Origin of the sequence: Photorhabdus temperata, assembly GCF_025384845.1 — a bacterium.
GTDB classification, from domain to species: Bacteria; Pseudomonadota; Gammaproteobacteria; order Enterobacterales; family Enterobacteriaceae; genus Photorhabdus; species Photorhabdus temperata.
The window spans coordinates 1-17,488 of record NZ_JAJAFX010000054.1 but is presented as its reverse complement, the minus strand read 5'-3'; the positions used below and the strand labels follow the sequence as shown (position 1 = coordinate 17,488).

20 protein-coding genes and 1 pseudogene are annotated in these 17,488 nt (G+C 42.5%); 5 read left to right on the top strand and 16 right to left on the bottom strand.

The genetic code is table 11. The features are described 5' to 3' along the window. The first annotated feature begins 1 nt into the window (after position 1). From dnaN to LGZ99_RS18315, 4 genes are all read left to right on the top strand, one after another. Complete coding sequence (gene dnaN / locus LGZ99_RS18330; protein ID WP_036838790.1) at positions 2-1,102, top strand: DNA polymerase III subunit beta; 1,101 nt, start codon at positions 2-4, stop codon at positions 1,100-1,102. Between the two features lie 21 nt (positions 1,103-1,123). Continuing rightward, positions 1,124-2,215, top strand: coding sequence for a DNA replication/repair protein RecF (gene recF / locus LGZ99_RS18325; RefSeq protein WP_036838789.1), 1,092 nt, complete (start codon positions 1,124-1,126; stop codon positions 2,213-2,215). Positions 2,216-2,234: 19 nt separating this feature from the next. After that, the gene (gene gyrB, locus LGZ99_RS18320) at positions 2,235-4,649 is read left to right on the top strand and encodes a DNA topoisomerase (ATP-hydrolyzing) subunit B (RefSeq protein WP_023043534.1); all 2,415 of its coding nucleotides are present in this window, start codon (positions 2,235-2,237) and stop codon (positions 4,647-4,649) included. Positions 4,650-4,787: 138 nt separating this feature from the next. After that, positions 4,788-5,267, top strand: a complete 480-nt coding sequence (locus LGZ99_RS18315; protein ID WP_046974571.1) for an Hcp family type VI secretion system effector — start codon at positions 4,788-4,790, stop codon at positions 5,265-5,267. Between the two features lie 40 nt (positions 5,268-5,307). On the opposite strand, the gene LGZ99_RS18310 is transcribed toward LGZ99_RS18315, so the two are convergent. The 13 genes and pseudogenes from LGZ99_RS18310 to LGZ99_RS18250 form a co-directional block, all read right to left on the bottom strand. Then, positions 5,308-5,625, bottom strand: coding sequence for a hypothetical protein (locus tag LGZ99_RS18310; RefSeq protein ID WP_046974572.1), 318 nt, complete (start codon positions 5,623-5,625; stop codon positions 5,308-5,310). Between the two features lie 130 nt (positions 5,626-5,755). Continuing rightward, complete coding sequence (locus tag LGZ99_RS18305) at positions 5,756-6,070, bottom strand: hypothetical protein (RefSeq protein ID WP_046974573.1); 315 nt, start codon at positions 6,068-6,070, stop codon at positions 5,756-5,758. After that, positions 6,070-6,825, bottom strand: a complete 756-nt coding sequence (locus LGZ99_RS18300) for a DUF4225 domain-containing protein (protein WP_262979415.1) — start codon at positions 6,823-6,825, stop codon at positions 6,070-6,072. Before LGZ99_RS18300 ends, LGZ99_RS18305 begins: the two co-directional genes overlap by 1 nt. Positions 6,826-7,000: 175 nt before the next feature. Then, positions 7,001-8,107, bottom strand: a complete 1,107-nt coding sequence (gene asd, locus LGZ99_RS18295; protein ID WP_021324998.1) for an aspartate-semialdehyde dehydrogenase — start codon at positions 8,105-8,107, stop codon at positions 7,001-7,003. 453 nt (positions 8,108-8,560) lie between these two features. After that, positions 8,561-8,782, bottom strand: a complete 222-nt coding sequence (locus LGZ99_RS18290) for an ogr/Delta-like zinc finger family protein (protein WP_021324999.1) — start codon at positions 8,780-8,782, stop codon at positions 8,561-8,563. Positions 8,783-8,857: 75 nt separating this feature from the next. Beyond that, entirely contained in the window at positions 8,858-9,940 is a 1,083-nt protein-coding gene (locus tag LGZ99_RS18285) for a phage late control D family protein (RefSeq protein ID WP_390894039.1), read from the bottom strand. After that, positions 9,940-10,404, bottom strand: coding sequence for a phage tail protein (locus tag LGZ99_RS18280; RefSeq protein ID WP_023043527.1), 465 nt, complete (start codon positions 10,402-10,404; stop codon positions 9,940-9,942). Before LGZ99_RS18280 ends, LGZ99_RS18285 begins: the two co-directional genes overlap by 1 nt. A 2-nt stretch (positions 10,405-10,406) precedes the next feature. Further along, entirely contained in the window at positions 10,407-12,827 is a 2,421-nt protein-coding gene (locus LGZ99_RS18275) for a phage tail tape measure protein (RefSeq protein ID WP_023043526.1), read from the bottom strand. Beyond that, positions 12,820-12,939 carry a GpE family phage tail protein gene (locus LGZ99_RS18270; RefSeq protein ID WP_021325003.1) on the bottom strand — a complete coding sequence of 40 codons (120 nt, stop codon included), beginning with the start codon at positions 12,937-12,939 and terminating at the stop codon, positions 12,820-12,822. The genes LGZ99_RS18275 and LGZ99_RS18270 overlap by 8 nt, the downstream gene beginning before the upstream one ends. 14 nt (positions 12,940-12,953) lie before the next feature. Then, the gene (locus tag LGZ99_RS18265) at positions 12,954-13,271 is read right to left on the bottom strand and encodes a phage tail assembly protein (protein WP_021325004.1); all 318 of its coding nucleotides are present in this window, start codon (positions 13,269-13,271) and stop codon (positions 12,954-12,956) included. Positions 13,272-13,297: 26 nt separating this feature from the next. Then, the gene (locus LGZ99_RS18260) at positions 13,298-13,813 is read right to left on the bottom strand and encodes a phage major tail tube protein (RefSeq protein ID WP_021325005.1); all 516 of its coding nucleotides are present in this window, start codon (positions 13,811-13,813) and stop codon (positions 13,298-13,300) included. 10 nt (positions 13,814-13,823) lie between these two features. After that, the gene (locus LGZ99_RS18255; protein ID WP_021325006.1) at positions 13,824-14,996 is read right to left on the bottom strand and encodes a phage tail sheath protein; all 1,173 of its coding nucleotides are present in this window, start codon (positions 14,994-14,996) and stop codon (positions 13,824-13,826) included. Positions 14,997-15,213: 217 nt separating this feature from the next. Further along, a pseudogene (locus LGZ99_RS18250) lies at positions 15,214-15,348 on the bottom strand (DNA-invertase); the annotation flags it as partial. A 64-nt stretch (positions 15,349-15,412) separates the two neighbouring features. On the opposite strand from LGZ99_RS18250, the gene LGZ99_RS18245 reads away from it, so the two are divergent. Then, complete coding sequence (locus tag LGZ99_RS18245) at positions 15,413-15,778, top strand: gp53-like domain-containing protein (protein WP_021325008.1); 366 nt, start codon at positions 15,413-15,415, stop codon at positions 15,776-15,778. Between the two features lie 241 nt (positions 15,779-16,019). Here LGZ99_RS18245 and LGZ99_RS18240 read toward each other — a convergent pair whose 3' ends face one another. The 3 genes from LGZ99_RS18240 to LGZ99_RS18230 form a co-directional block, all read right to left on the bottom strand. Then, positions 16,020-16,616 (bottom strand): tail fiber assembly protein, encoded by a 597-nt coding sequence (locus LGZ99_RS18240; protein WP_021325009.1) that lies wholly within the window; start codon positions 16,614-16,616, stop codon positions 16,020-16,022. After that, positions 16,616-17,059 carry a tail fiber protein gene (locus LGZ99_RS18235; RefSeq protein WP_262979413.1) on the bottom strand — a complete coding sequence of 148 codons (444 nt, stop codon included), beginning with the start codon at positions 17,057-17,059 and terminating at the stop codon, positions 16,616-16,618. The genes LGZ99_RS18240 and LGZ99_RS18235 overlap by 1 nt, the downstream gene beginning before the upstream one ends. Further along, positions 17,060-17,488 (bottom strand): phage tail protein (locus LGZ99_RS18230; protein WP_262979412.1); only part of this gene is annotated, 429 nt, incomplete at its 5' end.

Below are 17,488 nucleotides of genomic sequence, written 5' to 3'. Positions count from 1 at the left end.
TATGAAATTTATCATCGAACGTGAGCAATTGTTAAAACCACTGCAACAAGTCAGTAGCCCACTGGGTGGGCGCCCTACTCTGCCGATTCTGGGTAATTTATTACTACAGGTCACGGAAGGTTCTCTATTGCTGACCGGCACAGATTTAGAAATGGAAATGATGGCGCGTGTCGCGCTTTCATTGCCACACGAAGAAGGTGCAACCACTGTACCGGCACGTAAATTCTTTGATATCTGGCGCGGTTTGCCGGATGGTGCCGAAATCAGTGTGGAACTGGATGGAGACCGCCTGCTGGTACGATCCGGCCGCAGCCGTTTTTCGCTTTCTACATTGCCCGCAGCTGATTTTCCAAATCTTGACGACTGGCAAAGTGACGTAGAATTTTCGCTGCCACAAGCCACACTGAAACGTCTTATTGAATCGACGCAATTCTCAATGGCCCATCAGGATGTCCGCTATTACCTCAACGGTATGTTGTTTGAAACCGAAGGAGAAGAGTTGCGGACAGTGGCAACGGATGGTCACCGTCTGGCCGTCTGCTCTATGGGAATAGGTCAAAATCTGCCTTCCCATTCGGTGATCGTGCCACGTAAAGGCGTTATTGAGCTGATGAGATTGCTGGATGGTGGCGATACGCCGTTACAGTTACAAATCGGCAGTAACAATATTCGTGCCCACGTTGGCGACTTTATTTTCACCTCTAAACTGGTAGATGGGCGTTTCCCTGATTATCGCCGCGTATTACCGAAGAGCCCGGATAAAACCCTGGAAGCCAGTTGCGATATGCTGAAACAGGCTTTTTCACGCGCGGCAATTCTCTCTAATGAGAAATTCCGCGGAGTTCGCCTCTATTTCAGTGAGAATCAGCTAAAAATCACAGCAAATAACCCTGAACAGGAAGAAGCCGAAGAGATTGTCGATGTCAGCTATCAAGGTACTGAAATGGAAATAGGCTTTAATGTCAGTTATGTCCTGGATGTACTCAACACATTAAGATGTGAAGAGGTTCGTTTACTGCTGACCGATGCTATTTCCAGTGTTCAGATAGAAAACTGTGCCAACCACAATGCGGCTTATGTCGTGATGCCAATGCGCCTGTAACAGGATTTACATTTCAGGTATATGACTCTTACGCGTTTACTTATCCGCGATTTTCGTAATATCGCCGCCGCAGATTTGCCTCTGGCTACCGGATTTAACTTTCTGGTTGGCTCTAATGGCAGCGGTAAAACCAGTGTACTGGAAGCGATTTATACTCTGGGTCACGGGCGCTCTTTCCGCAGCATTCAGGCTGGGCGAGTCATCCGCCATAACTGTGATGAATTTGTTTTGCATGGACGAATAGGACAACAGAAGCATGAGCGGGAACAATCTATTGGTCTGAGCAAAAACCGTCATGGCGATAGCAAAGTCAGAATTGATGGCAATGATGGCGGTAAAATTTCAGAACTAGCCAAGATGCTGCCTATGCAGCTTATTACCCCAGAAGGATTCACCCTGTTAAATGGCGGGCCAAAGTATCGCCGGGCTTTTATTGATTGGGGTTGTTTCCATAATGAGCCACGTTTTTTTTCTGCATGGGTAAACTTGAAACGACTGCTTAAACAACGCAATGCAGCACTGCGACAAGTTACCCGCTACAGCCAGATACGGCCCTGGGATCAAGAATTGGCGCCCCTGGCTAATCAGATAAACCAGTGGCGAGCTGAATATGTTACAAACATCACTCAGGATATTGCTGATACCTGTAAACAGTTCTTACCTGAATTTATATTGAGTTTCTCTTTCCAACAGGGATGGGACAAAGAGAGTGATTATACTGAATTGCTGGAGCGCCAGTTTGAGCGTGACAGAGCATTAACCTACACGGCTTCCGGCCCGCATAAGGCGGATCTGCGCATCCGTGCAGAAGGAACGCCAGTAGAAGATATACTATCCCGCGGTCAATTAAAATTGCTGATGTGTGCACTGCGGCTAGCACAGGGTGAATATTTCACCCGACAGAGCGGACAACAATGTCTGTATCTGCTTGATGATTTTGCCTCCGAACTGGATGCCGGCCGCCGTCAGTTATTGGCCGAACGTCTAAAATCCACGCAAGCCCAGGTCTTTGTCAGTGCGATAAGTCCTGGTCAGATAACAGATATGCTTGATGGAAATAGCAGGATGTTTCGCGTGGAAAATGGCAAAATAGAGGTTCAACCACAGGATTAAAAATGAGCGAGAAACGTTGATGTCGAATACATATGACTCCTCAAGTATCAAGGTATTAAAAGGGCTGGATGCGGTTCGTAAACGTCCGGGCATGTATATCGGTGATACAGACGATGGTACCGGCTTACACCACATGGTCTTCGAGGTTGTCGACAACGCTATCGACGAAGCCCTCGCAGGCCACTGTAGTGAAGTTATCGTCACTATCCATGCCGATAACTCTGTCTCTGTACAGGATGATGGCCGCGGTATTCCTACCGGTATACACGAAGAAGAAGGTGTTTCAGCAGCTGAAGTTATTATGACTGTGCTGCATGCGGGGGGTAAATTCGATGATAACTCTTATAAAGTTTCCGGCGGTTTGCACGGCGTAGGGGTTTCTGTTGTTAACGCCTTGTCTGAAAAGCTGGAACTGGTTATCCGTCGTGACGGCAAAGTTCATGAACAGACTTATCACCTTGGTGTGCCACAAAGCCCACTAAAAGTCGTCGGTGAAACGGAGCAGACAGGGACCCGTGTCCGCTTCTGGCCGAGCATGGACACTTTCAGTAACAACACTGAATTCCAGCACGACATTCTGGCTAAACGTCTGCGTGAATTGTCCTTTCTGAACTCAGGTGTATCTATCCGCCTGCTTGATAAACGCACCAATATTGAAGACCATTTCCATTACAAAGGTGGCATTAAAGCGTTTGTCGAATTCTTAAATAAAAACAAAACACCAATCCATCCCAATGTTTTCTATTTCTCTACAGAAAAAGATAGCATCGGTGTTGAAGTCGCATTGCAATGGAATGATGGTTTCCAGGAAAATATTTACTGCTTTACCAACAACATCCCGCAACGTGACGGCGGTACTCACTTAGTGGGTTTCCGTACCGCGATGACTCGTACCCTCAACAGCTATATGGACAAAGAAGGGTACAACAAGAAATCTAAAGTCAGCGCCACCGGTGATGATGCCCGCGAGGGTTTAGTCGCCGTCATTTCCGTTAAAGTACCTGATCCAAAATTCTCTTCTCAGACCAAAGACAAACTGGTTTCTTCCGAGGTGAAAACGGCGGTTGAAACACTGATGAACGAGAAGCTGGTGGAATACCTGCTGGAAAACCCGAATGACGCTAAAACCGTCGTCGGTAAAATTATCGACGCTGCCCGCGCCCGTGAAGCAGCCCGTAAAGCACGTGAAATGACACGCCGCAAAGGGGCTCTTGATCTGGCTGGCCTGCCAGGCAAACTGGCGGATTGTCAGGAACGTGATCCGGCACTGTCCGAACTCTACTTAGTGGAAGGGGACTCTGCGGGTGGTTCCGCAAAACAGGGGCGTAACCGCAAAAATCAGGCAATTTTGCCACTGAAAGGTAAAATCCTGAACGTTGAAAAAGCGCGTTTCGATAAAATGCTCTCTTCTCAGGAAGTGGCAACCCTGATCACTGCGTTGGGTTGCGGTATTGGCCGTGACGAATACAACCCGGATAAGCTGCGTTATCACAGTATTATTATCATGACAGATGCGGACGTCGATGGTTCTCATATCCGTACTCTGTTGTTGACTTTCTTCTATCGTCAAATGCCAGAAATCATTGAACGTGGTCATGTGTTTATTGCACAGCCGCCACTGTATAAAGTGAAAAAAGGCAAGCAGGAACAATATATTAAAGATGATGAAGCCATGGACGAATACCAACTGTCCATTGCACTGGATGGCGCATCACTTTACACCAACAAACACGCACCCGCCCTGAAAGGGGAACCACTGGAAAAACTGGTGACAGAATTCAATAGTGTGCAGAAAATCATTAAACGTATGGAACGCCTGTATCCACTAAGTCTGTTGAACAATCTGATTTATCATCCAAAGCTAACTGAAGAAGAGCTGTCTGATAAAGCCAAAGTTGAAGAATGGATTAAAACGCTGGTTACTCGTCTGAATGACCGTGAACAAAACAGTAGCAGCTACAGCTATCGCCTCCATGAAAATCGTGAGCGCCAAATGTATGAACCCGTTCTGTGTGTTCGTACACATGGTGTTGATACTGACTATCTACTGGACTTCGATTTTGTCCACGGTGGTGAATATCACCGTATTACCCAATTGGGCGATAAACTTGCCAATTTGATCGAAGAAGACGCTTATATTGAGCGTGGTGAACGCCGCCAACCTGTCTCTGATTTTGAGCAGGCTCTGAACTGGCTGACCAAAGAGTCACGTCGTGGCCTGTCCATACAGCGTTACAAAGGTCTGGGAGAAATGAACCCTGAGCAGTTATGGGAAACAACCATGAACCCGGAAACCCGCCGCATGATGCGTGTGACAGTAAAAGATGCGATTGCCACTGATCAACTGTTTACAACCCTAATGGGTGATGCAGTTGAACCTCGCCGTGCATTTATTGAAGAGAATGCCCTGAAAGCGGCCAATATTGATATCTAATTGCTATTCTTGGCAATCTCCAAAGCGCTCATATTTATTCTCTATGAGCGTTTTTTTATCTGTTATTTATCACCAATAAAGTGTAATTTATCTAATGTTTCTGTAAAACATCACTTAAATATAATCTAAGGATATAATATGGCTGACATGATTTACATGACGGTAAAGGGAAAAAAACAAGGGTTAATATCAGCTGGATGTTCTTCTGTTGATTCTATTGGTAATAAATATCAAGCAAACCACTTTGATCAGATATTAGTTTATAGCTTAAGCCATGCGATAACACGGGCTCAAAACGTCGATCATCAACCCATTGTTATCCAAAAACCCATCGACAAATCATCACCATTACTTGGTGTTGCTATTTCTGATAATGAGTCTCTTGAATGCTCTATTGATTTTTACCGAACTAACTCAAATGGTGCTCAAGAACGTTATTACAATATAAAGATCACTGGTGCCACAATCACTGAAATAAGTGTTTTACATCCGCATTCGTTGAATCATAATGAGCTCCCACCACAGGAAAGTATTTCATTAAAATATACAAATATTACCTGGAATCACCTTATCGCAGGTACTGGTGGTTATAGTATTTGGGATGATAGGATTTATTAAAAGAGCAAAACAAGGCGTTTTAACTTCACGCCTTGTTTCATTAACGAACTTTTCTCGGTAGGACCAAAGCATATAAAACAGAGAATATCATACTTCCTATTTTAATCTCTTCACTATTTAAATTAATGAATTTCGATATAAAATCATGGTGTTCATTAAGGCCAACAACAAATAGTTGTATATAACCAAATATAATTATTAAAATAGAAACAAAAACAGACAAAATATAATTACGTTTTTTATCCACAATCTTTTTTATAAAATAAAATGAGATAAAAACAACTAAAGACATAATGTAATAAAGAGAAATATCCCACCAAGTGGGCTTGGTAGAAATTATAACATCGATATAATCCATATTTTTTCCTATCTTAATCAACAAATACTCAACAAGCATATTATGATTTTTTCAGTAATTAGATAGTTATTATAAGCTTATCCTATCCATTAACAAATTCATTTCATAATCATCTAATCTAAAACTAATTTCAATATTTTCTTGGTAACATGCAAGCATATAAAATAGAAAAAATCACACTACCCACTCTAATTACCTCACTATTTAAATTAATAAACATTGATATAATCTCATGATAACCACCATATTTAACAATAAACAATTGAATTGAACCAAACATTATTATAATAAAAAAACCAAGAACAGAGAGAATATAATTTCTTCTTTTCTCTATGGTAATTTTCATGAAAAAAAGAAAAAACAAAAGCGCTAATGATAAAAGATAGTACAGAAAAATATCCTGCCAAGTAGATTGAGTGGAAATTGTAACATCGATATAATTCATTATTTATCCTCTTGTAACTGATAAATACTCAAAATTGTAGAACTATCAACGATACCTTCTGTAGTTAAGCTCACAGTTCCCATTTCTCTCCACCCTCTGATAAAATCATTATCTATATTTCTGAATAACTTCCATGACTTTTCTCTTGGCTTCAAGACTTTTCTAAAAGCGCCATAACCTGAAAGAGCCAAATCAACAGTTGCATAAGCAATATCTGCATCTTTATCACTTAAACCGATTTTGTTAGCAATATATCTGTATCCTTCTCTGACACCACCATTAATATTTTCTCTGTACAATAGATAATATCCATTTTCAACAACATTATTGTACCCATGAGCCATTAATGGAGCACCGAATGAAGCACATGCTAACCCTAAAGAAGCCTTACAGACTGTGTAACCCGCAAGAATCTGAGTACCACCACCAACAAATCCGATCTGTTTTAATATAAGATTAGCATAACTTGATTTCTCTTTTTCCCTTTCAATTATTGCATATTGCTTTACTCTATTTGCTATTAAATAGAAAGCTTGCTCTTTCAGGTGATCTATTTCAAATTGGATTAATTCAATTGCACCACTTGAAGATAAACAATGAACACGAACCCGTCCCAATATATCCTCTATAAAAAGATTTACATCTGAATTAAAATCTATTTTGATTTTACTATGACTGATATAGCGAAAAGATAACGTTCTTGCCAACTCTCTTAATTCTCTTACTTTTAAACTCAGTAATTTATCTTGTTCCATTCCCGTCATCTCCATAAAAATGATTTACTAGGCAGATACAAATCATAAATATAATTTATGGAATATAACAAAAATAAACCAATAAAGAAACAATCAACAGAACCATCAAATGCCATATAGAGAAATCCACCCGAATAACGAGTGGATTTTTACATAAGTAAATAGATTAAAACGATTAAGCTAAGATACGTAGCATACGACGCAGAGGCTCTGCTGCTCCCCACAGCAATTGGTCACCTACTGTAAAAGCAGATAAATATTCCGGGCCCATATTCAGCTTGCGTAAGCGCCCCACAGGAGTATTCAACGTGCCTGTTACCGCTGCCGGGGTCAATTCTCGCATACTCAGCTCACGATCATTTGGGATCACTCTTACCCAGTCATTATGCGCAGCCAGTAATTGCTCAATTTCAGGAATCGGAATGTCTCTTTTCAATTTCAGAGTAAATGCCTGACTGTGGCAACGTAAAGCGCCAATACGTACACACAAACCATCAACGGTAATAAGATTATTACCAGTATTGAGGATCTTGTTGGTTTCTGCCTGCCCTTTCCACTCTTCACGGCTCTGACCGTTATCAAGCTGTTTATCAATCCATGGGATCAAACTACCTGCCAGTGGTACGCCAAATTGGTCTGTTGGTAAAGAACCGTTACGGGTGAAATCTGTTACCTTTCTTTCAATATCCAGGATAGCAGATGCCGGATCTTGCAACTCTTTTGCTACCTGAGTGTGCAGAGAGCCCATCTGAACCAGTAATTCGCGCATATGACGAGCACCGGCACCAGAAGCTGCCTGATAAGTCGCAACAGAAGCCCATTCAACCAAATCATTAGCAAACAAACCGCCCAGAGACATCAGCATTAAGCTAACAGTACAATTACCACCAACAAAAGTTTTTATACCTTTATTAAGACCTTCCTGAATATGAGCATGATTGACCGGATCAAGAATAATGATGGAATCATCATTCATACGCAGCGCTGATGACGCATCAATCCAATATCCCTGCCAACCCGTTGCTCTTAACTTCGGATAAACCTCATTGGTGTAATCTCCTCCCTGGCAACTAATAATAATGTCCAGAACACTAAGAGCCTCAATATCGAAAGCATTCTGTAAGGTACCCTGTTGACCTGTAAAATCAGGTGCAATCTGCCCATGTTGTGATGTCGTGAAGAATACAGGATGAATAATATCAAAATCCCGTTCTTCAATCATACGTTGCATTAATACTGAGCCGACCATACCACGCCAGCCGATAAAACCCACATTTTTCATCGTTATTGTCCTGTCTTGGGGAGTGTCAATCAGAGATTATAATTACACTAAAGCTGACAAAATATAACCAGAGGCGCAAGTGAATTTATTAACTATTCGCAAAATATTTGGTAGCGCAGTTAATACAAGAGGGATAACAAGTCCAAAACCATAAAATTTATGGTCACCCCATTTTTGTAAAACCGATTTTTATGGGAGAAATGCAGCCTTCTGAGAATGTCTTAACAAATGGACAAGCTAACTACAGGGATATTAGTTTTACCTGATTCCCAGAAGAGCAATGTTGTTCACAATAGTCTCCCCAGAAAATAAAACACCCTGTCAGAGTACCGCTCACAGGGTGGAAGTGATCATCTCATTGGCCAACTACCGGTGTGGCAAAAATCTGCAAAGTGATGGCTCCCCATTCACATCGGACAAGGGTTTACAGCATTTTTTGCTAATTTATGAGCTTCAAGCCAAATCTAACTGAGTTTTAGACTTTTCTTTAGGATGTGGCTTAACGCTTACTACTTCACCAGGTTTAGAAATAAAACGGACAAATGTTTCATGGCTGACGAAAGTTGCACCACAGTTTATGTTTTGACACTGATTATAACGTTCTTTTGTCTGACTGGAATGTTCAAAGCTACTGCGTGCATGAGCAGCTTTACCACAAAGAGGACACTTGATCATATATTTTACCTTTAAATGAAAAACAAACTCTCATTATGTGAACAATATAGCAATGAGATCTCATTTAAAGAACAATTATTTCATATCGAGATCATCAATTTTTAATTCCAGAGCCAGCGCTGTTGTAAAACCTCCCCCAGATCCATTCACAGTGTGAGTGACCGTCGTTAGTGTCCATTCCGTATTATCTATTTCTGGCTTAAAACCAGTGACTTTTATAGGTACTTCAGGGTAAAGATCTGCACGCCCCCGAGCCAGTTGAATTGAAAATGTCGCTGTACCACGTTGCATTTTTTCCCAGACAACTTTAGCAGCGCGCTTAGCGCTGGCTTCATCAGCATAAATACGGGAAAGCTCCAGTGCATTATCCTTACTACCAACCAGATATGATTTTGACTTATCAGTATTTTCCTGATTCTTTCGCTTGACGGTTAAAATGTGTTTTTTTTCCGGCTTACGGGTATCCAACCAATTTGCTACCACGCCAGTATAAGCATCACGATCAGACAGAGTAAAATTATGGTTGTCTCCTAACTGACGAGTGATCACTAATGCAGGAATAATTTGACCTCTGGCTGTTTTGTTCTGTCCTTGCCGGATAAATATCAATTTGCCATTTTTTACTGAGGCAATTGCCCCTTCCTGATTTGCCAACCGGGTAAGAAAGCTACCATCAGACTCATTTGTCTGATCGATATGATTAATAAATACTTTCTCTATATCCTTATGCAAATCAGCGGTAAGTTTATTTCTGACAGCAATAGTACGAACAATATCGCCAATCGTTTTCTCATGATAAGACTCTTCGCGTCTCATATTGAGAGATTCGCGGAAATCAGCACTGCGGGCACGGATAGTCAGTTTATCCGGCGCTCCACTGTGCTCAATTTCATCCACAGTAAAACGCCCTTTACTAATTAGTGGTTGATCGCGCCACCCCAATGCCAACGAAATCACATTTCCTCTGGAAGGTAACATCAAGGTTCCATCTGCATCATCCAGTTCAATATCAAGCTGATCAGCCTCAAAACCTCGATTATCTGTCATTGTCAGTGACATCAGACGCGACTGAATGCGCTCGCTGATATCTTTATTATCAATTTCCAGAAGAAATGCCGGGGTGTTGCCTTTTTCAGTAACCCGATCAAACTCAGATATCATGGTAACACCTCACCAATTCTACCGGATAGATTGTCTGTGAGCATAGAGAACTGTTCCTGCAAATCACCAAACATTTCCCCCAGAGAGCTATCAACTCTCCGCAATGTCAAAGTGAAATCAATTTTGCGGGCAGCACCATTCGACATAAACTCCGTTTTTGTTTGGTCGATACTCTCAATCACAAACATGCCATAAATCGTGCCATTGCCATCTAAAAAGGACCATGCTTTTCCGCTATCAGCCATAACTTGTAAAGCCATCAACGATAAGCGACCACCGGTAATTTCTGGATGTAATGTGCCGGAAAGTGTCATAGTGTCGTTATCCGGCCCCAGAAATTGCCAGGCAGGCCGCATTCCAATACGGCTGTTAAAAGCATGTCGCCATGATTGCTGATGTTGCAAATTCTGGTATGGCGTCGTTTTCAGCATAAAAACAAATAAACCCAGTGCAGCCATCATAATTAGAATTCCCCTCTGTCAGAGTATGAACTACGTAAACGAGCTTGCTGTTTACGTTCCCGATCATCCAGTTCGCGCCTGACCGCTGCTGCGATATCCTGCGCAGACTGCCCCGGAGCACCATAGATATTTATGTGATAGACAGGCGATTCATTACGGTACTGTATCTGTTTTTTATCTACCTTTTCCTGAATCTGTGGATAAGCATGAATCGGCAAACTCTGAATATGCAACGGTGCAGTTCTAGCCGCGGTAGAAGGCGCCATCACACTTAAAGAAAATGCAGCGACAGCGGCAAGTTTAGCCGTCTGGAGTCGACTAATGACATTGACAGGGCCTGAAACAATCTCTGGTCCATATTCGCCAACAATACCGAATTTTCCAGCTGGAATAATTCCCCCCTTGTCATGTTTGGGCAATACCGAACTGACATCAGAGCTAATGTTATTACTGACGCCTTTTGAAGTGTCATCCCACGGCCGCATCCACTCAGGAATATAATCAGACAATGAGGTCAGTTTCTTTTTCAGTGCCTCCCATTTTTCATTAATCCCATCTAGCAAACTGTTAACTATCGCGGTTCCGAACTCTTTAAATTTATCGGGCAGACTCATTATGCCGGTAATAATTTCATTCCATTTATCTGAAATCGATATTTTAATACTTTCCCAGATATTCAATGTATTTTGTTTAACAACTTCCCAGGCATTACTTATGTTAGTTTTTATATTCTCCCAAGTTTCCACAACCCTCAATTTAATTGATTCCCATTTCTCACTTAGACTAGTTTTAATATTTTCCCAAAGCTGGGAAAATTTCGGTCCCAGGGTTTCCCAGTTTTGCCAAATATAAACAGCAGCCATAGAAATCAAACCAATAATGGCAAGGATTGGGTTAGCCATCATCAGACGACCAACGATCATCATGGTGCTACCCAACATTTTCAGAGCGTTCCCCACAAATCCGAGAGCTCTCACACCAGCACTGCCAAAGAGAGTAAGACTATATTTCGCCACTGCTAACGGAAGTAATATTGAAGCGATCGCTTGGGCCAAGGCGCCGAAAACAGTCAGCATCCCTCCGATTACCATCGTGATCGTCGCAAGTGTTGCAGCCAGGCGTGGGTTAGCCTCCATCCACTCACCGACTTTATTGACCACATTTGTCACTTGCTGAGTGGCTCCCCTTAAAGGACCTTCTGCACCGGAAAACATCTGAACACCCAGATCACTCCAGGCAGCATTAAGTTTTTGGATATCACCAGTGAGGCTGTTGGTCATTGCAGATGCAACTTTTTGGGATTCACCCTGGACACTCTTTAATTTAGTGATAAATGCCTGTAATCCCCCTTGCCCAGCTTGATCCACCAACACATTCAAAGCAGGAGCGGCATTTTCACCACCAATTGCGGTGAAATAACCAATACGTTGCTCTCTGCTCATTGACCGGGTTTTATCATCCAATTCAGCGAGGATGTCCGGTAATTGCCGTAAATTACCTTTAGCATCACGGGTCTTGATACTTAGTTGCGCCAATGCAGCGGCAGCGGCTTTAGGCGGTTCAGCTAACCGTCCCAGCACACTGTTCAGAACCTCTCCGGCTTCACTTCCTTTGATATTGGCATCACTCAGCTTTCTGGTAGCAGCAGCAACAGTTTCCATATCAATCCCCAAAGAAGAAGCGGTCGGCGCAACAAATTTCATGGTGTCACCCAATGCCGCCAACGTCATTTTTGAACCAGTAAACGTTGCCGTTAAAACATCACTCACTCGGCTCATCTCTTCGGATTGTAATTTGAACCCTTCCAGCACATTAGTGCCAATATCAATGGTAGCGGCGAAATCTGCACCACTAGCCTGTGACATTGATACTGTACCGGGCATCATATTCTTTATCTGATCAGGGGAATAACCGGCAGAAGCATAAAGACTCTGCCCTTGCGCGATTTTGCCGGCATCAATTCCGGTGCTTTTGCTCAACTCACGACTTTGATTGAGTAACATGGCATATTCAGGAGAGTTTTTTTCAATATTAGTTTGTACCTGAATTTTGGCCATTTGAGCATTAAGATCGTAACCCGGCATTAAAAAGTTTTTGCTGGTTGTCAGTATCTTAACACCTGCCGATTTTGCATTAGCACCATGCTGGCTAATACGATCACGAAGATCTTTAATTTTGCTATAGCGACTTCCATCGCGACTCTCTTCCTTTTTACTACTGTCATGCGCAGTCTCCTGCGCATATTCAGGAGCAGAATAAGGTTTAACCGCTTTACAAGTCTGATTTAATTGCTTGAGTTCATCACGATTTTGCCGGATGGAATCTGCCAATTTTTTATTATTCCGTTGCGCGGATTTCAAGGCGCTGGTCAGCTTATTAACGGACTGTATTACCCATTTAAGCTGTGACTGTGTATTACTCATTTTCTGCACCACTTCGTAAGATGGCCCGATGTCGCCAGTCCAGTAATTCCAGCAGTGACATTTCATTTGTAACTGCTGGAGACCAGTGGAAAACGGTGGCAATATCTGCCACCAATTCATCTACGGTTAGTCGGTCTGGAAACCGGACTTCGCCGACTTCGGTAACAAAAAATTGACCACCTCAACACTGAGATTAATCAGATCGCCGGGTGTCATTGCCAACAGGTCGCTTTTAGTGAGAGCGGGTGTGGTCACACGTGGCAAAACTAACATCATTGAGTCCACGTCCATTTCTAGCAGAGCCTGTAGCCGTGCACCACGCAACGCACCACTGTTAGGTTTACGCACCACCACTTCAGTGATGTTGCTATTACCGCGTGCAAGCGGCTCTTCTAATACAATCGTGCGCTGCTCGTCGTTTTGAGTAATGCGTGTTTCTGTCATGGTTCAACCTTGTTTATCCGATTAGATTAAAGACCCATAGCACGGCGATGATCTGCCAAACGATCTTCACCATTAACCACTTCAACCATATTGACGGTATCCACTTCGATCAGGACTTCTCCATCCCATGTCAGTTTAAAGTAGGTATTTTTAGCGCTGATTTTGGTCTGAGTGTTATCACCCTGCTTATAAGTGCCGTGGTCAAATTCATGGAAGCGGCCACGCATCACGACTTCAACAGCAATCACATCGTTGGTATCATCGCGCTGGAAAGAGCCCGCAAAGCGCAACATTACACCATCGGCTTTAGTTAGCCCCCACTGCCGATAATGTTGAGCCTCCATACCTCCCAGAGTAAATTCAACATCCAATGCGCCTTCATCCAGACCTAAGTCCACGGTCGCGCTACCGTTCATACCACCGCCACGATAGGTTTCCAATTTACGGCTCAGTTTAGGCAGAATAAGTTCTTCTACTATTCCCTGATAGCTATTGCCGTCATTAAACAAATTCAGGTATTTAAGTTTGCGTGGTAATGCCATCTGTGCCCCCTTAGCCGTTTATGCTTTTTGCGAAATCCATCAAATAACGATCTGTAATACGCTGGCGTAACATCATGTTTTCCAGTGGTGGTACAGGTGTATAGTCATAATCGAGAGTCAATTTGCCCGCTTTCAGAGTGTCTTTATCATTGGCTCTTTCGTCGTACCAGCACTTACCATCAATGATGTAACCGCCAGATTTCAATTCGCGGAATTTGGCGTTAATACCTTCGATAATGTCTCGTACCAGCGATGGAGTCAGTGGTTTATCGATCGCCCACATATGTGCTTCAGCCATGGTATCAGCCAGTACCTGTGCAGTACGGGTGTAGCTTTCGAACTGGAACAATAGATCATCAGCACAAGTGCGGGAACCCCAGAAACGGAAACCGTTTTTACGGATAAGCGTAGTGATACCATTTTGGTTTAGCAGGCCAGAATCAGTCGCTGGGTCTTGCAGATCCCAGAATACGTCCGCAGAAAGACCGGTCACACCATTGACGCCGATGTTGGACAACGTTTTGTGCCAACCGGTTTCTTCATCAATTTTGGCACGCAGACCCAAGGCACGGGCAGTAGCGTAGGCGATAACCTCTTTATTAGAAACAGTATCCCAACTCAAAAAATCAGGCCAAATCAGCATCAGCTCGCGCTGGCTAAAGTTTTTGCGATATTCGATAACTTCCGAGATAGTCTTACAACCATAAGCACTGACATAAGCCATTGCTCTTAGTTTTTGTGCAACACTTACCAATTCAACAGCAACAGCTTTTGTATCCAGACCAGGAACACCCAGAATACGTGGTTTCACACCTAATTGGCTTTGTGCTGCCAACAGTGCTTGTATACCTGTTTTCTTTCCTTCATTAGTCGTGGTACCAATGATATTGCTGGTGGTTTGCTCTTCCGTTTCACCTTGTGCCACACGGACAACAACAGTGACAGGTTTAGACTGATCTGCGATAGCTTTAAGTGCCTGAGGCAATGTACCGGTTTTACCGGCTTTGCCAATAGCAGTTGAAACATCAGTAATCAAGACTGGGGTATTTAATGGAAAAGTTTTTTCGTCTGCTTCAGGGCCAGTACACACCATACCGACAATAGCGGTGCTAACAGTGGTGATGGTGCGTGTGCCTTCGTTAATTTCCTGTACACGGACGCCGTGATGATAATCTTGTGCCATATTAGCGGTTCTCCTGTTAAGGTGTCCCGCTATGTTGAGGTATCCGAACCATTAAATCATTCGATAGGAAATGTGTGGGGGATGATACAAACCATATCGATTAATTTATTGTTTTTTAATAAGTTAACCGTAAATTTTTATAGATAGTGGGAAATGAAATACGGTAAATCAATACCAGTACCTTCCTGTTGTGATCTTTTGGTCAAAGCCGTTTTTAGCCCTGTTTATTGGTTGTTTTTTCACTGATTTTCTCTTCAAAAGTCCGTTCACAATTTATACTTATCAACGCATTTCTCTGTAAATCACTGTTCTGGTCATTTATTGATACCCAGATATAGCCAATCTTCACCATGTGTGATCCTGCTTAATACCAATAAGAGACTATTTTTATGGGAATTATCATGGATTGAGTTATTTTGAAAAATCTTGGTTTACAAGAAGGAGCTAAACTAGCTGCTGCTGAAGGATTATTAAACGCCGATGGTTACATAACTATTCCTATGATGGTTAATGGTGTACCAAAGAAGTGGATATTTCAGTGGATGACAGGCCCAATTTGTGATAAAGAAACTATAACTTACCCAGCATTACAGTTTCCACTTGCTTTTCCTAATATATGCTTAATGGCTCTAACTGCAACAAAAGGTGATAACACCAAATTCTCGGATCAAGTGTTTCAGGTATCCTCTTGGACTAATTCAGAAGTAAAAGTATTCCCACAATGGTTTGGTACAGGAAATCAAGGTCTATGTTCTCCACTTATCATAGCTATCGGGTATTAAAGGTAAAAGGATATACTCTATCTTTAGCAACGACTAGGAGCTTTTACCCGGATACGTTAAAAGCTGGTTATCTTTCTATGAAAAGTTTGTTCTATCATGAAAAACATTCTGATGAACGAAGAATGGAATAGTTAACCAAATTGGTATTTCAAAAGTACTAGAGATTGACTGATAAATTCCACCATTACGTAACTTAAAGAAAGACCGGGGATAGAATAGTGCCCGGTCTTAATAATTCTATTTATTCTGGTATTTTCGGCCACTCAATATCAGAAACCAGTGAAATATCAACCCGACTCAGTAATACCACATACCTTTTCCAGGCAAGCAATAACGCTTTTTCTGCTTCTGAGGCCATTTCAGTTTCAACGGCATATTGCAGTAAAGTCATAGCTTCATCTGCCTGTTGACGAAGAGTAGCACGTTGTTGTTCTGCCTGTTCAATCTGACTGGCCTTTTGGGCTTCGATATCCGTTACCCATTTTTCACCATCCCATTTATCAAAATCGGTAGCGGGTTGTTTAAATGTCAGTATTTCTGGTAATTCACCTGGTTCAATAATTTCCTGCGGTTTCCCAGTTTGTGTGTTGTAAGCTATTTTTCCGCGATAATCTGCCACAATCAACCAGTTGGTTGAATCAGATGAACGGCAAGCAACATAACCCTCTTTGGCATCAGGTGGTGCATCTGTGCAAGAATTAGCAGGAAGGCCGACACCGACAGAAATATATTCATCAGTGCTGCTTAAATATTCTCGCGTGCTTGCGTTGTAATTAAACACAATAATATTCCCGCTATTGATGGCAATATTATTCTTATCCAGTATAGCCTTACTCATCAGATAATCCTCACAATGTAATTAAATGCCACATTTCTCGGGCGTGTTTCATTTCCACCATTCATCCCAATAAATTTGTTTTCCCCTAAACTGCCCCGGTAGTTAGGACCGCCTGTCATACCGCCACGCATGGGATCTGTATCCTCAAGACTAGTTTTATCACTGTTAGTGGTATAAATGCTGTGATTATGTCTTTTGAACGCATCAACTTGAATGCTCAGTAGTTGGCGACCGCGGTCAATGCCGCGCGCATCATCCCACCCTCGGATAAACTCACCTCTTAAATCGGGTAGTTTACCGTCAGGATAGGCTTCAGCTAATTTCAGATACAGAGATTTATCAAAGAGTGCCCCATTACATTTCACCCATCCATTTGGGGGGATGTCAATCGGCCAGGGAAGAGGTATTCCCACAGGGATCACTTCGAATACAGGCATGCTCATTTATGCCGCTCTTACGATATAGTTAAATGCGACGTTACGTGGCCTTGATACTCCTATATAAGCTGCTACGGGATTCCAAGTTGTTGCTGAGCTTACAGACCTGGCTCTTAGTGTAAGCTCTTCATTTTGGAGGGTAGGGGCATCCCATTGTAATTTTACACGGTCATTAATTGAGAAATTAACAACATTATCAACAGACTGATTAATTTCCTGTAATAAATAAGACCCCTCTTGCCATACTAGTAATGAACGCGATGGATCGACTCCACGCCCGTTATCCCAGCCACGGATAAATTCACCGCGTAAATCGGGTAAGTTACTGCCAGGATAAACTTTCGCTAATTCCGGAAATTGTGACTTATCAAAGGCTGCACCGTTACATTGCAACCAGCCGTCTGGCGGTATGGCAGTCGGCCAGGGAAGGGGTAC

Coding starts and splice junctions, on each gene's coding strand:
- LGZ99_RS18290 (WP_021324999.1), bottom strand. CDS start 8,782: ATGATCAAGTGTCCTCTTTGTGGTAAAGCTGCTCATGCACGCAGTAGC.
- LGZ99_RS18235 (WP_262979413.1), bottom strand. CDS start 17,059: ATGAGCATGCCTGTATTCGAAGTGATCCCTGTGGGAATACCTCTTCCC.
- LGZ99_RS18305 (WP_046974573.1), bottom strand. CDS start 6,070: ATGAATTATATCGATGTTACAATTTCCACTCAATCTACTTGGCAGGAT.
- recF (WP_036838789.1), top strand. CDS start 1,124: ATGACTCTTACGCGTTTACTTATCCGCGATTTTCGTAATATCGCCGCC.
- LGZ99_RS18260 (WP_021325005.1), bottom strand. CDS start 13,813: ATGGCATTACCACGCAAACTTAAATACCTGAATTTGTTTAATGACGGC.
- LGZ99_RS18240 (WP_021325009.1), bottom strand. CDS start 16,616: ATGAGTAAGGCTATACTGGATAAGAATAATATTGCCATCAATAGCGGG.
- LGZ99_RS18255 (WP_021325006.1), bottom strand. CDS start 14,996: ATGGCACAAGATTATCATCACGGCGTCCGTGTACAGGAAATTAACGAA.
- LGZ99_RS18275 (WP_023043526.1), bottom strand. CDS start 12,827: ATGAGTAATACACAGTCACAGCTTAAATGGGTAATACAGTCCGTTAAT.
- asd (WP_021324998.1), bottom strand. CDS start 8,107: ATGAAAAATGTGGGTTTTATCGGCTGGCGTGGTATGGTCGGCTCAGTA.
- LGZ99_RS18300 (WP_262979415.1), bottom strand. CDS start 6,825: ATGGAACAAGATAAATTACTGAGTTTAAAAGTAAGAGAATTAAGAGAG.
- LGZ99_RS18280 (WP_023043527.1), bottom strand. CDS start 10,404: ATGATGGCTGCACTGGGTTTATTTGTTTTTATGCTGAAAACGACGCCA.
- LGZ99_RS18265 (WP_021325004.1), bottom strand. CDS start 13,271: ATGACAGAAACACGCATTACTCAAAACGACGAGCAGCGCACGATTGTA.
- LGZ99_RS18310 (WP_046974572.1), bottom strand. CDS start 5,625: ATGGATTATATCGATGTTATAATTTCTACCAAGCCCACTTGGTGGGAT.
- dnaN (WP_036838790.1), top strand. CDS start 2: ATGAAATTTATCATCGAACGTGAGCAATTGTTAAAACCACTGCAACAA.
- LGZ99_RS18315 (WP_046974571.1), top strand. CDS start 4,788: ATGGCTGACATGATTTACATGACGGTAAAGGGAAAAAAACAAGGGTTA.
- gyrB (WP_023043534.1), top strand. CDS start 2,235: ATGTCGAATACATATGACTCCTCAAGTATCAAGGTATTAAAAGGGCTG.